Here is a 13,980-nt window from a genome sequence, read left to right as displayed (position 1 = left end):
CGGTAGTCTTTCTTGTAAATCTTAACTTGAGAAATATCGCGTCTGGCTAGGGCGTGCAAGTCTACACCAGGGATAACCGCTCCCATGCTCCCGTTGAAGTAGAAAGTAAAGTCTAGCTTTGTCTAGGTTTTATATAGCAGTTTCATCCTGGTTGATTCTCAAAAGTAAAAATCAGTTAATTCAAATTACTCAGTCACGATCACTATCGTGGCTGTTTTTAGTCAATACAGCCCCCTCTATATTTTCTACAGGTGCTTGGTAAGTACAAACACAATTGATTTGAGAATTGGGATGGCGACTAAAATCGCCAACGGCTAACCGCCATATCTAGAGCTTGGACTTGCTCACAGTTGAATTATTCGTCAATTGCAATTCTCGGCGATCGCCCGGGGTGAGTTCCATCACCTGGGTAGACAAATTATACTGCTGCAGTAGGGAATTAAATTCTGCCACACTTCCTTGAGCTTTCAAGAATTTCGTCAGCACACCTTCAAAAACCACATCTCCACCCGCAGCCGTGGGAAGCATAATTTGAGGTTGTAACCATTGTGCAACTTCCAATGCACTCTTTCTACCTTTAATAATTGGCACACCCAAAGGCAATGTTATATCTACTATCGGCGTAATCACCACGTCAACCGGTGCAAATTGTTTAATTTCCGGCGAATGAGACCCATGAGGCTCATAATAAATTGTTAACCCACTGGTTAATTCTTTAATCAGATAACCATTTTCTACCAAATTATAACCTACCACAGAGCCGGGAACAGCTGTGATTTCCACTTGTTCATTCAAGTTGAAACTTTCCCCGTGCTTCAGGGATGTTACGTAATTGTAGCCCAACTCACGTGATAGTTTGGCCGCATTGGCAGAACCCACAACCTTAATTTCATGATCTAGTTGTTTAAGAGTGGGTGGATGAGCGTGGTCTTCTAAACCTTGAGACAGCAAAATCAAATCAATATTTTGTGGTATGGGGCGTTCTTGTGTCCGAGAACCTTTGAAAAACCAATCTAAATTGCCAAAAGTTAAAGAACCAACCAGCCAAGGATCCAGTAGTATCCGTTGGTTACCAATTTCCAGCAACCAACTATTGCTGTCTAACCAAGTTAGGTACATAATCAAATTAAAAATAATACTTACCCTATTATGGATGAGTTCACCGCAATTGGGCTATCATTTCCTGCGGATTTCAGTAAGCGCGAGTTGTTTGAATCTTACCAGCTGAGTTGATTTCAAAAATCGTAATTCCTGCAAAGATAACTGGCTTACCTGTCTTACTCACACCTTCCATTGTCCATTTTAGCGCCGCTTCATTACCAGCCACAAATATATGCTCTGTTTTTGGCTCCAATTTCTCAAAAAATGCTTGTAACTGCCCAATAAACTCGCGATATCCCTCATGTACTTTTGCTGGTGCTGCACCAACTGGGTCATAACTGATCGCATCTTCTGCAAAGTTATTCACCCACCCTTCTGGATTCATTGCGGCAATATTTGCAAAGTAGGCAGATACAATTTTTTCAATGGTTTGGGGTGACATGATGGGAGTTGATAACTGATAGATTAAAAATATCTTTTGATTTTACAGTAAATTCACGGAAAAATACTCAAAGCTGGATGGTTTACCTGAGAGTTGCAATACAATATGACAGGTAGTTTCCCATAAAAACGGTGAAAAAATCGGTTATTGCCAAAATACTCATTCCATCCTTAACTTGCTTAACTGTATTTGTCCCCAGTCCAGCACCTGCCCAATTGTTACCACAACCCTGGGTTTCTGTGGGTGAAAAGGATGGAGAAGTCACCTATGCTGCTGGTGTGAGAGTTTTAGATTTTGGTTTTGAAGTCGGTAGAGGTCCCGAAGGTGCTACTGGAGGGGATGTTTTAAAATTCTTCAGTTTACCAGTGATTTCACCTTATCTCGGACTTGGCTGGTATTCAGAAGACCAAGGTGTTGCTGTTTCTGGCGGTGTCCAAATAGGTGCTACGGATAATATTTTTATCGGTGCAGGTTACAATTCTGTGCGAGGATTTAATGGCCAATTAGGCATTAAGTTTTAACTTATCCTCACATCCCAAAACTTAAAATTTTAAGTTTTGGGTTCATTCTTTCCGCTCTTGATAATCATCAGAAGACATCGGATCTAATTCCCAGCGAGAATGATCACGCCGCTCTAAAATATCCTCAGTATGGAGAAAATCACCGTCATTCATCGGTAATCCTACTGCCTTTCCTAAATCATCAGTTACACTTTGATCAGGAGTAGGGGCAGTACCACCTACAGCTTCATCTCCGACCGTATCTTCCTGTTGCCAATAAGCATCAACATCACCGCCAGTAATTTCCGGACTTGTGTGTGTATACTGACGTTTTCTTTGTCTGAGCGATCGCCCGCCAATATTATACCCCGGCAAATCCTTAACACCAGTACCGTAAGATTCGGTAATTTCTGCGCTTAAATCCTCAGAATTGACTTCTTGATTCTGATTATTTTCTTCCATAAATAATATTAATTCTATTTACCGATTCATCATAACCTTACCAAACGTAAAGACAGTATCACCAAGGGTATATTACTTTAGTGATAAAAAAATCTATCCCCTGAGTACGAAGAAAAAATAGTAATTAGAAGATACTTTAATAAATAAGTCTAAATTGAAATTCCTCAACTGTGTAGGAATGAAATCCATATATTAGGAATTAAAAAGGAATTAAATCAATAGTCTCCTCTGAATCACAAATTACAATAAAAAGAGGTATAGAATGCAATATAACGAGTTTATTACACACGTACAAAGCCTAGCTCAATCAAATTCTCGTGAAGAGGCGGAACGCGCCACCCGTGCTACCTTAGAAACCATCACAGAGCGTATCCCCGGCGATGAATTCAAAGAAGTAGCAGCAGAATTACCACAAGAATTAGCTCAATCTTTGCAAAGGCGAGAAGGAGAAATTAGTGAACCTTTCAACCTGCAAGAATTCATTAGTCGTGTGAGTCAAAGAGAAAATATAGAACCGACAACCAGCGCCATTCATGTTAGGGCTGTATTTGCAGTCTTACAAAACGCCATTAATCCTGAGAAATTCAGCAAATTTCATAATTATTTTGATCATGACTATGAGGAACTATTCACCACATCACCAACTTAAATTCCTGCAGTCAAGCATCCTATTGAGTAAAATTATTAACCTAGGCAAAAATCATGACCAATCATAACAATCATTCCCGGAAGAAAAAAGTCGCCATCCTCATAGAACATGGATTTGAGGATATAGAATTTACTATCCCGTCTAATGGACTAAAGCAAGCCGGGATGGAGATAGTTGTCCTCGGTTCACGCATGAATGAAAAATATAAAGGTAAACGAGGTAAAGTTTCAGTTCAGCCCGACGCTACCACCACAGAAGCCATAGCAGCGGAATTTGACGCAGTAGTAATTCCCGGTGGTATGGCCCCGGATAAAATGCGGCGGAACCCGAACACAGTCAGCTTTGTGCAAAAAGCCATGGAACAAGGGAAATGGGTAGCAGCTGTATGTCACGGGCCGCAACTTTTAATTGAAGGTGATTTGCTCACAGGTAGAAAAGCCACGGGCTTTACTGCTATCCGCAAAGATATGATTAATGCAGGTGCAAATTACCTAGATGAACCCTTGGTGGTAGACAGGAATTTAATTACCTCACGGGAACCAGGAGACTTAGGGATTTTCACCACAGCATTGCTCAGTCGTCTGGGGTACGGTGGTAAAGATGCTGCACTTCCAGATGAGAAAGATACCAGCGCCCAGTGGTGGAAACTCGCTGATGCTTGGGGTGGTTCTACCAAAGGTGAAATTACCAGGGGGTTGAATATAGCACTGAGTGGGGAGCGTTATTCAATGGAAGCCTTAGAACAGTACACCCAAAAAGAATCAGATCACGAAGTGCGATCGCTGTTTCAAGAGATGATTAGTAATAGACAGGTCCACATTCAGAAATTGGAAACCTATCTCAACACACTCCATGAAAAACCTTCCATAGTGGCAAATATCGCCAATCAATACGCCAAAGTTAAAAGTACCTTTACTGGTAGCGATGACATCTATCAGTTACGTTGCGCCCTAGGAGATGTACAAACAGGTCTTGGCGATATTAGCAATTTGTCTGCAATGTATACCGACCCCGTAGCAACCGCGATATTTAAGGAAATTTACCAGGACTTACTTAAATATGAGCAGCGATTAGCACAACTATATCGCAGACGCATAGGCACTGAAATTCAGCCTCCCAAGCCCACCACAGGGGTAGCTCTGTAGATATCTAGCAACTGCGAGGAAATAGGGTTGCGGCTGGGAGAATCAATTCACAATCTTGATCCCTTAGCCAGTCCCCGCTGCTCTAATTTTTGCCTCATCATCCACAACCGCAGCTTCTTTGCTTGTCTCCCTCTCCCCTGGGGAGAAGCTACGCTTTGTTAATAAACAAAATAGTCATTTCATCACAGAGTATTTTTATGAAATGCTTCTTTTCCGGGTTGCAAAATATCCTTCTGCGTCAGATTATCATCCTCTTTCTGACAGGTTTTGCCTTTTTCTCATTTCAGATTTTTAACCACGGTAATCAGATGCTCTTAGCCAAAGCTGACACAATAAAAACTCCCGAAGGCATTTATTACCAAGGTACACCTGATGATAAAGCCCCCAGGAGAGAAAAACAACTTGATAATACCCAGAAGAAACTCAAAAAAACTGCTGAAAACCTTAGAGAAAAACTTAACCTAGATCAAGCAACACCTCGATCCACAAAAGAATTTTTAGATTCAGCAAAACAGCAAGTAGAAACAACCGTTGAGCCAATTATTCGCACTCGACATGGATATTACCAAGGAAATAAACCACAAGTGAATAAAAGATAAACTACCTGCATCAAAATTGAACTCCAAACCTAAGGTGGTTAATTAAATATGACTGATAAAAGTGTTAAAAAAGTAGACTCTAACCATTCTCCTACAGGTGAACTCGGTCAGAAGTATCTAGCCTCTGGGAAATCAATTTCTATGCGTCTTTGGGAACAGGAACAACCAAGCGCAGACAAACAGCCTACATCCCGCGACTACGAAACAGTTGGCTATACCATCCAAGGACGGGCGGAATTGCACATAGAAGGACAAATGATTTTATTAGAACCGGGGAGTTCCTGGGTAGTTCCAAAAGGTGCAAATCACACCTACAAAATTCTGGAACCATTTACCGCAGTTGAAGCAACCAGTCCACCTGCTCAGATTCATGGACGAGATGAAAGTTAAAGCTTTTGGTGCTGTTCCTTGAGAGAAGCAAAATGCTTACCACCTAACTCAATTTGTGTCTCAGCACTATATTCCAGGTTTTAGCACGGCTATTTAAGTTCTCCATAGCCTGCTCAAGGTATGCCAGTTTTCTATTATCAATCATGTTTTCCATACATTCATGAGCAAAAATGCTTACAATTTACCAGAAATGACTGGATGATACTGAGTATAAGAATCGGGTATTTGTAATCCTTGAATCTTCAGATTTTGTAATCTGTATAAAAATGCTGCTCCTATCATCATATGATGGGCAACATCAACTACCTTGCGATTATTTAAATCTGCCAAGTAAGAACCTTGTATCCAGTTATTGAAGCTTCCCATGGATGGACCGCACCAGATTTGATAATCAATTTCCCGACCTTTCTCACCAGAGTTAGACCAATGAGAAGACAATGCTAGATACCAGCGAAAAATTAGAGCCATTTTCAGCTTGGGATTGTTGGCGGCTTTGTGCAGTTTTTCGGGATGACGTTGAGATAAATAATTAACTGTTTCTTGCCAAATGCTATCTAGACTATTTCTGAAGATTTGCTTTTCTATCTTCTCTCTTTCGGTAACAGGTATATCTTCAATTGAATCATAGTTTTTGTATAAGTCAAACAGTTTTTGCGCTCGGAGAGGAAAGAGCGTTCCTCTTTTGAGAACTTGCAGTTTTACTCCCATCTCAAACATATCTGCTGCTGGAGCCATGATCACATCAGCCATATCCGCTTGGGCTAGCAATTGTTTAGTATATTCAGAAGTTCCAGCTTCAATACAGGATTGGTTAATGGAACCAGTAACCACATAAGCAGCACCCATCATAAAACCAGCTAATACTGATTGGGGAGTCGCAATTCCTCCCGCTACTCCAATTCTGACTGGTCTTTCGTAACCATATTGGCCTTGAATTTGATCTCTTAATTCCAAAATAGATGGTAACAGACAAACTAAGGGACGATTATCTGTGTGACCACCCGAATCTGCTTCCACGGTAATATCGTCAGCCATGGGAACTTTTGCGGCTATACTTGCCTGTAATTCACTGATTAGACCTTGCTGTACTAATCTTTTAAGAATTTTCACAGGAGCAGGTTCTAAGAATTTTGTGGCCACTTCTCGGCGAGAAACTTTGGCAATGACTTTATTTTTAATTTGGATTTGATTAGCCGCATTCAAGCCTAGTCCCGCAACCCGGTAGTAGACAACGTTGTCAGTTAAATCTAAAAATGCAGATGCTTCTATTGTTCTGACTTGATATTTCAAATACAAATCAATTGTACCACGTTCAAGAGTAGGTTCACTGGGACTATGAAGTAAGTTAAAAGCGTAAATTCCTTCGGGTAGGGCTTGCTGAATACGCTTGATGGCTGCTTCCACACGGTCAGGAGAGAGACCACCAGCACCAAATGAACTTAAAATTTTCTCCTTACCAAGAGCTATTACTAATTCTTCAGAAGCAATACCATGCGCCATGGAACCAGTAGCATAGGCATATTTAACATTATGGAAATCTAGAAACTTGGGATCGCCTAACTGTTGAACCTGCATAGGTGGCACCGACATTAACATTTCTTGTCCAGTTTTGCTATTAGGATAATGAATTAATTCTCCTTCATTAGTAACACCAATTTTATCTTCTACTCTGATAATGTAACAAGGTTTAGCTAAGTTAATTAGTTTAGCTCTTATGCCATTACCATCAAAAGATATTGTATTTATATCACCATGCCATGCTTGACGGTTACTGACAAAAAAGTTAGATGTTTTTAACAGTGAATTTTCGCGTTTATAGCTGAGTAAATTATTGTTCATCATGACGTTATTGGTGTGTTATTCGTTAGCCATTATGAGCAGTAAGTTTAGGTGGGTGCAGTTTGTAATTAATTAATAATTAATGGTTATGGCTTTATTATCATCAGTAAATACCTTCGCGGATTAATAAATTTATTTATTCGTTAAATATTTTCTGGTACAGATTTAGTTGTTGCTGAATTATGGCGCTGATTTGATGTAGTGCTTGTTGTCGTATTTCTAATACATTCCTGTGGTTTTGTGCCATGTAAAAAGCATTATATATCAGCTTCTGATACTGAGGATTGCGTAAATTCTCTAGCTGTTTTTTATAAACTGTATTATCATTTTCGTAATCTCGTTTTTCCGCAATAAAAATCTCATCTTCTTGAGGTGAAATAGTGTGATTAACTCCCGCACTGTGTGATAGCTTGGGTAGCGAAGCCCTAAGATTAACTGACAAGTCAGCGCTTGGTCTATCCTTCAATAATACACTAGAAGCTTTATCATTCCCGGCGATTAAGTTGCTTATAAATCTCTTTTTATCAGCTAATACTGAATTTTTATTCAGAGAATATGTGGGTCTGGCTTGACTAAATTCCACTAATTCATACTGCTGAGTGGGAGGACTAATTGATGGAGTATAAAATTTTTCTGGGAATATTTCCTGCTTATTCTTACCCAGAAATATGTCATCACTTTTCTGACTACCCAAGGTGATATTTTCATCTAGTATTTGATTTTGATTCTGTGTTAATTTTCCCATCACCCAACTCCTAAAAATGTTATTTAATTTTTTAGTTGCGCATGTGTAGTTAAATCTTGGCCAATTGTCGTGATAGAAAAATGCCTCTTGCACTGTTCATACGGGAATATATTTTTCCTTGCTCATCGTGTACGATCACATCTGCTACCACTGCCGATTCTGTCTTTGATTTCACTTCACAAGAGATGTAGAATTTTTCACCTGGGAGGTTTGCGAACTGTTCAAAATAATGAATTTCTGCTGGTAAACAACCTACTTGATAAAAATGCTGTGACCAAATCCACAGGGCGTGAATTTGAACATCAATAATATAAGGGTTCAATGTTTGAACTGGAAACTGCCCTTGTTTTATTGCTTCTAGGGGAGGTAATAGGCAATCTATAGTAATTTTTTCAGAGCTAATATTTAAAACACTTTGTACGCCCTGGAAAGGGGAACCATGAAATAAACTTGAGGAACCGTTTTGATAAAATGACTTCTTGACATCGGGGTTGGTTAGCTCCTGATTAAACATTTCATCAGCTGGAGCTACTGGAATTTGCCTTTTTAATTTGATGTTGACGCTGAAATGATAACGGACTTTGCCGGAAGTATTACTCCAGATTTTAGCCTGAAATTCGATTTCTTTGTGGTCAGATTTAGCGATTTCTACTAAATCTAAAGTGTATTTATGGGGTTGATTATCTTCAAAGATAATGCCCTTAAAAACCTTGAAGCTGTCGGCAGAAAAGAATTTATAACCGGGATAAAGTTGTTCACAGGTATTAGCAATCCAAGTAAAGGCACAACTAGCGGGTAGAACTGGTTTACCTGCAATTACGTGGTCTAATAAAAATGGGTTGGCTGCTAATGTTAACCGCCGTTGGATGCGAAAACTTTTTAACTCTGGGTTTAAGGTTTTTGGTGCGTAGACAAGAGGACTACCAATTACTAGTTGTGTGGTATCCTGATTTGCCTGATCTATTTGCTCAACTAACATCCGCGTCCCAACTTCTACAGGAATTGTCTCGATATTGCGTTCCGCAAAAGCTTTTTTTAATTCAGCAGATACCATACTACTGTCCCAAGAACCCCAGTTAATTGCGACTACATGACAATTGGGATGGTTGCGTTTGAAGAGATGGGCTGATTTGTTGAGAATTTCATTAGCGATCGCATAATCTGACTGTCCCACATTGCCATAAAAGCCCACTACAGAGGAAAACAAGACTAAATATTGCAGTTGATGGGCGGGGATACACCGTAAAAGGTTTTCTAAACCTTTAACCTTAGCAGCGTAAACCATCTCAAAGTCTTGAACTGTTTTTTTCTCAATCCGCTGATCAGCTAGATTACCCGATCCATGAATAATACCTGTAACTGCACCCAGACGCTCAACAGCAGCATTAACCTGCTCAGAAAGGGCGATCGCATCGGTGACATCCACACTCAAATATTCAGCTTGTCCACCCGCCTCTTGAATAGCTTGTAAAGTGGCAGCTATTTCCCTCCAGGATACAATATTCTGAAACTTTTTCTGCACCATTGCAGGTGTGGGTTTATCTCCTTGAGCGGCAAAATCCTCCATAATCCGCTTTTTCAATTCCGCTTCGGTCACATAACCTTCAGCCCATACAGGTTCAGGTTCAGCAACAGAACGCCCTAGGAGAATAAATTTGCATTGATAACGCTGTGCTAGTGAAATCACACATTTAGCTGTTATCCCCCTTGCACCACCACTGACAAGAAATACTTGGGATTGGGGATTGGGGATTGGAGAATCAAAAATCCCATCTAATTTCGGTTCACAGACCAAGGTTCTACGTCCTTGGGAACCATATCCCACTTCCACAACCAATCTGTTATGGTCGTGAAGTTCAGCGAGGATATGCTCTACCGAGGTTTGAGGATCTAAATCAGGACTGATATCTAAAGCTCGGCAAAATACAGGTTCCCATTCTTGGTTCACAGTTTTGGTCAGTCCGAACAATCCACTACTAATGGCGCCAAAGTTACTTTTGTGTCCTAGTCCGAATTCCCCATCCAGATGAGCAACCGTGAAGAAACAACTGCGTCCTTGCTCCGCTGCTTCATTCAAAGATTCTTTCAGGTATTTAGCCATGAGAAAGACGTGACGCACAAGAGATTTTTCTGTTTCCAGATACCGGACATGATTACTTGTATCTTCCCGACTTGGGGGATTGAGATGAATAAACGCAGCCACTTGACCATATTCCGAAGCGATCGCGGCTAACTGTTGTTCTAAATGTTCCTCGCTCAAATCTGACAGTACCACGCGATTGATACCTGAAGGTAAAGGTGATTGTTGACCAATCAGGGTTTGAGGAAAACTTAAAACCACGGTTTTCCAGCCCCGCTTGGTCAAAGTCTCAGCTAGTTTCGTAGTAGTCAGGGAACCATCATCGGTGAGCAAAGCAATATGTTGTGCTGGTAAGGTGAAATCTAAAACATCTGGTTCAGGCAGAAATTGGAGTTGAACAGGACAGCGACGAATTACGGAGTGAGGATGCAGGGAAGAAGAGTTTTGAGCTTGTTCTGTCTGAAGTTCGTCTGGCTGAGTTTCCTCTATCTGTATGGCCAACATTTGGGCTGTCTTTTCTATGTACTCAACTATTTCTTGGAGGGTACGCAGTGGAGCCAGTTCCTCTAGATTTGGCCCGGGTAAATCGGGGTATAGCTCTAATAATGCTCCCAGAATCTCTACACGTTTGATGGAATCAATCCCCAAATCTGCTTCAATATCCATGGACATCTCCAACATTTCACTGGGGTAGCCTGTTTTATCACTCACGATGGTGAGGAGTATTTGGCTGAGATTCTCTGGAATTGGAGACGATACAGGAGATATCTCTTCCTTCGGCTGTTCTACTAATACCTCATTGATGGTGGGCGTTGCTATAGTCCTGATGTACTCGGCTATTTCAGCCAGAGTCCGTAGCTGTGCCAGTTCCTCTGAATTAGGCCTGGGTAAATCTGGGTATATTTCTAATAATGCTCCCAAAATCTCCACCCGTTTGATGGAATCAATCCCTAAATCTGCTTCAATGTCCATGGACATCTCTAACATTTCACTGGGGTACCCTGTTTTATCACTGACAATGGTGAGCAGAGTGGGCCGCAGGGTAGCTGGATCAATATCTACGGGTGGTGTAGCTACTATGATTGCAGTGGGATTCTGCCGGGTGGCAATTATATCTGTAAGTGGTATGGTTTGATGATGTGCACCCTTACCATTACCGTTACCATTACCGTTACCATTACCGTTAGTTGTAACCGTCTGTGATTCAGTCGCCACAGCCGATACGGCTGTTACTGGTATCGGCGGATCTTCTCGGTATACCGGAGTATTCAAACTGTGTTGAATGCTGTCATCACAGGTTGGTAGTTGATGTTGCTGGACTAACTGGAAAAAGTTATGAGTATATTCTTGCTGATACTTCAGATATTGCTCATGAATGCGGAGGCTATCAGCTTGATGATCGTGAAACCGCATCATGCTACGTTCTGAACTGGAGATGGCTAGTTGGTGGGTTTCGGGTTGTTGCTCAATGAATTTACCATTTCCCCAGAGGATATGCTGTTGTTGCATCAGCCCGAAAAAGGTTTTAGTATATTCTGTTTGATGCCGCAAAGATTGTTCATGAACCTGCAAGATTTGACGTTGATGGCGATTTAATTGGATGAGAGTATACTCTAAGTTTTCTATAGCCCTTTGGTAATTCACAAATGTTTCTAAATTGGTTGGTGTAGAGTTGCTATCCTGTTGGTCTGATTGGCTGTTGTTCATAGATTTTGCAATACCATTCACTACTACCTTGTTTGTAGGTGTGGTTTTCTGACCCGAATCCTCAGAAGTAAAAAGGTAATGTTTTCCCAATATTCCTGTAAGTTTTTGGCTTGGGGGAATATAGAAGCAATGCTGATGATGGCAATTGGGGTCTGTTGCCGTTTTGTGTTAATTTCCCTAGCTTTTAACGATACATTTGTCAGCATTATTTTCTTACCCTGTATGATCTGAAGCAGAAAATTTTCACAATTGCTGATATCTTCTTGCAACTGTTGTAATTGAGCTTCAATTGTAAAAGTAGTCATGAATTCACGGTCACTATTTTGCTTGTCAAATTTAGATAGTTTGAGAGTCTTGCTGTGTCAATGACAGAGTTGAGAATAATCTATGCTCCACAAGGTTATTCTGGAAACATCAACAGCAGATATATGGAAGTTTGCCATAGGTGGGTGGAATAGTTGAATCTCGAAACCTCAGCCTCATGCACATCGATTAAGCTAATTACAGTTATATTAGGATGTTTGATTCTTGATCTCAACTCATATGCAACTCCATATGTCTAACATAGATGAAACACCCTGTTAAGCCGGATGATATCAGCCGGGCAATTTATTGGTCATATGGTTGTGCTTAGACATGATTAACTTGATTAACTTGATCAATGATTGTTTTCTGAATCCCCATGATTATCTTCTTTTGTCTTCATTGCCTGTTTCTGATTAACAGCTAATAGTTTCTGCTCTAGCTCACTAATACTAATACCAAGCTCAGAAGCCGTTTTATTTTTCCACTCTTCTAGTTCAAAATCATGGTGATTTAGCCATTCATGCACGGCTAGTCGTGCCATTTCAGCTTTGCGAAGAGTTTGGCGAGCGGCATGAAAAATTAGCCTCTGATTATCAAAACTTGGTAAGGAGAGCATGAATCTCTGTAATCTCATTTTGTCTATGCTCTTGGAAGGGCAGTAAGTATGAACTCAATGATTATTTAATGTCTGACTTACTAGTATGTCATAGAGTAAGGTTTTATTGGTATCAATTGCATATAAATTGCATAGATGAGACTTTTCGGATTTGTTGCCAAGGGGTTTTTAAGTTTATTTTCTAAGACTGTTGTATCCTACTATAAATCTATGTGTCAAAAATATTAAATTTAGATACTTAATTTATCTAACATTTTTTACATCTGCCTAAAGATTGATTAAAATTGGAAATCATTATTTTCAATATATGATGTGATTATGTAGCATTTTTACTTGATAAAATAAAATTTTAAGAGTTGCTTAATTCCCATAACGTATTTACACATTATCTCTGTGCCAAATTGCCATTTTTTCATTTTAAAATTTATTTTCAAATATGTTGCTTATGGGTTGCAATTGAGTATCAAGATGTTTATGGTAGGTGATATAAAGGCTAATCAAATCCTGTTGAATTGCCAATCTGAGAAATACAGAGACATACAATTACTTGATGGTCTCCTATCTCTCTTCAGGGAAATTCACGTGCTCACACAATGCACTTGCATATGATTAAACCGTGCTGCATTAAGTATTGTACATCATTAGACGGACACGAAACTATAAAGGATTGCTGGCATGAGACTATCTGAGTTAGATCCACTCATACCGCTAATTGAGTTAAGAGAAGAACTTCTAAAATTGCCCAAGGGCTACTCGTTTTATGAACAAGAAATAATAGATTTTCTATCTAGACGAAGATGGCCTGAAAGTAATCGTCGTATTGATCGAACAACTTTTTGGCGATGGAGGACTGATAATAAGATTCAGCATCAAAAACTATTCAGCCGATTGGATGTTTTGAAACTATGCAAAATTTGCGACCATTACCGGATAGATGGAACACGGAGTGAATACTTAGCAATTTTGAAAAACGAACAAGCCGCGGTGATTAACAAGTAAGAATGTCTGAAGCTTTATTAAAAGCGGATGCTGCTCATGTATTCCATAGTTTTACGGGGATTATTCACAAGCAGACAGGATATACGACGACTGTCGTATATCTTCACCAACAAAAGATATCTCTAACTCAGAAAAAAAAGTGATTATGATACCCAAGCAAAAGCACTTATAGCATTTCCCATGCTCGTGAGGTACAAAGTTGTTTAGTTTCAGGGAACAGGGAACACACAAAAAACAATCAAATCCAGTCCCCTCCCCTCATAAGGACAAGACAAGGTGGACAAGGTGGACAAGGTGACCAGGGAGAAAAACAGTACAAAGTCTGTATTCTTAGTAAGAAAAATAGCCCCTTAAAAGACCATTGTCCGTATAAAATCTTCCTTGTCCACTTTCCTTCCTT

The 13,980-nt window shown here is 40.0% G+C and carries 13 protein-coding genes and 1 pseudogene; 6 read left to right on the top strand and 8 right to left on the bottom strand.

The genetic code is table 11. The features are described from left to right. Positions 1–327 precede the first annotated feature (327 nt). Positions 328–1,119 carry an MBL fold metallo-hydrolase gene (locus PN447_RS13875; RefSeq protein ID WP_271763627.1) on the bottom strand — a complete coding sequence of 264 codons (792 nt, stop codon included), beginning with the start codon at positions 1,117–1,119 and terminating at the stop codon, positions 328–330. 73 nt (positions 1,120–1,192) lie between these two features. Continuing rightward, positions 1,193–1,543: a nuclear transport factor 2 family protein gene (locus tag PN447_RS13870; RefSeq protein ID WP_271763626.1), complete on the bottom strand. Its 351-nt coding sequence runs from the start codon at positions 1,541–1,543 to the stop codon at positions 1,193–1,195. Between the two features lie 131 nt (positions 1,544–1,674). Here PN447_RS13870 and PN447_RS13865 point away from each other — a divergent pair, with 131 nt between their 5' ends. Further along, positions 1,675–2,064, top strand: coding sequence for a hypothetical protein (locus PN447_RS13865; protein WP_271763625.1), 390 nt, complete (start codon positions 1,675–1,677; stop codon positions 2,062–2,064). Positions 2,065–2,106: 42 nt separating this feature from the next. On the opposite strand, the gene PN447_RS13860 is transcribed toward PN447_RS13865, so the two are convergent. Next, on the bottom strand, positions 2,107–2,505 hold the full coding sequence (locus PN447_RS13860; RefSeq protein ID WP_271763624.1) for a DUF6335 family protein: 399 nt from the start codon (positions 2,503–2,505) through the stop codon (positions 2,107–2,109). Positions 2,506–2,767: 262 nt separating this feature from the next. On the opposite strand from PN447_RS13860, the gene PN447_RS13855 reads away from it, so the two are divergent. From PN447_RS13855 to PN447_RS13840, 4 genes are all read left to right on the top strand, one after another. Continuing rightward, the gene (locus PN447_RS13855) at positions 2,768–3,154 is read left to right on the top strand and encodes a DUF2267 domain-containing protein (RefSeq protein ID WP_271763623.1); all 387 of its coding nucleotides are present in this window, start codon (positions 2,768–2,770) and stop codon (positions 3,152–3,154) included. A 53-nt stretch (positions 3,155–3,207) separates the two neighbouring features. Then, positions 3,208–4,299: a DJ-1/PfpI/YhbO family deglycase/protease gene (locus tag PN447_RS13850; RefSeq protein ID WP_271763622.1), complete on the top strand. Its 1,092-nt coding sequence runs from the start codon at positions 3,208–3,210 to the stop codon at positions 4,297–4,299. Positions 4,300–4,496: 197 nt separating this feature from the next. Then, a complete protein-coding gene (locus PN447_RS13845) occupies positions 4,497–4,898 on the top strand; it encodes a hypothetical protein (protein ID WP_271763621.1) in 402 nt (133 codons plus the stop codon). A gap of 48 nt (positions 4,899–4,946) precedes the next feature. Further along, positions 4,947–5,288 (top strand): cupin domain-containing protein, encoded by a 342-nt coding sequence (locus PN447_RS13840; protein WP_271763620.1) that lies wholly within the window; start codon positions 4,947–4,949, stop codon positions 5,286–5,288. A 174-nt stretch (positions 5,289–5,462) separates the two neighbouring features. Here PN447_RS13840 and PN447_RS13835 read toward each other — a convergent pair whose 3' ends face one another. The 5 genes and pseudogenes from PN447_RS13835 to PN447_RS13815 form a co-directional block, all read right to left on the bottom strand. After that, entirely contained in the window at positions 5,463–7,130 is a 1,668-nt protein-coding gene (locus PN447_RS13835; RefSeq protein WP_271763619.1) for a PfaD family polyunsaturated fatty acid/polyketide biosynthesis protein, read from the bottom strand. A 133-nt stretch (positions 7,131–7,263) separates the two neighbouring features. Beyond that, complete coding sequence (locus PN447_RS13830) at positions 7,264–7,872, bottom strand: hypothetical protein (protein ID WP_271763618.1); 609 nt, start codon at positions 7,870–7,872, stop codon at positions 7,264–7,266. A gap of 49 nt (positions 7,873–7,921) precedes the next feature. Continuing rightward, positions 7,922–11,659: pseudogene (locus tag PN447_RS13825) on the bottom strand (SDR family NAD(P)-dependent oxidoreductase); the annotation flags it as partial. A 23-nt stretch (positions 11,660–11,682) separates the two neighbouring features. Beyond that, positions 11,683–11,964 carry a hypothetical protein gene (locus tag PN447_RS13820; RefSeq protein ID WP_271763617.1) on the bottom strand — a complete coding sequence of 94 codons (282 nt, stop codon included), beginning with the start codon at positions 11,962–11,964 and terminating at the stop codon, positions 11,683–11,685. Between the two features lie 353 nt (positions 11,965–12,317). Next, the gene (locus tag PN447_RS13815; RefSeq protein ID WP_271763616.1) at positions 12,318–12,581 is read right to left on the bottom strand and encodes a hypothetical protein; all 264 of its coding nucleotides are present in this window, start codon (positions 12,579–12,581) and stop codon (positions 12,318–12,320) included. A 675-nt stretch (positions 12,582–13,256) separates the two neighbouring features. Here PN447_RS13815 and PN447_RS13810 point away from each other — a divergent pair. Further along, positions 13,257–13,580, top strand: coding sequence for a hypothetical protein (locus PN447_RS13810; protein ID WP_271734528.1), 324 nt, complete (start codon positions 13,257–13,259; stop codon positions 13,578–13,580). The last annotated feature ends 400 nt before the right edge of the window (positions 13,581–13,980 follow it).

The organism is Anabaena sp. CS-542/02 (assembly GCF_028331085.1).
Lineage (GTDB): Bacteria > Cyanobacteriota > Cyanobacteriia > Cyanobacteriales > Nostocaceae > Anabaenopsis > Anabaenopsis arnoldii.
The sequence above is the reverse complement of the archived record's forward strand: the minus strand, read 5'-3'. Positions and strand labels throughout refer to the sequence as shown.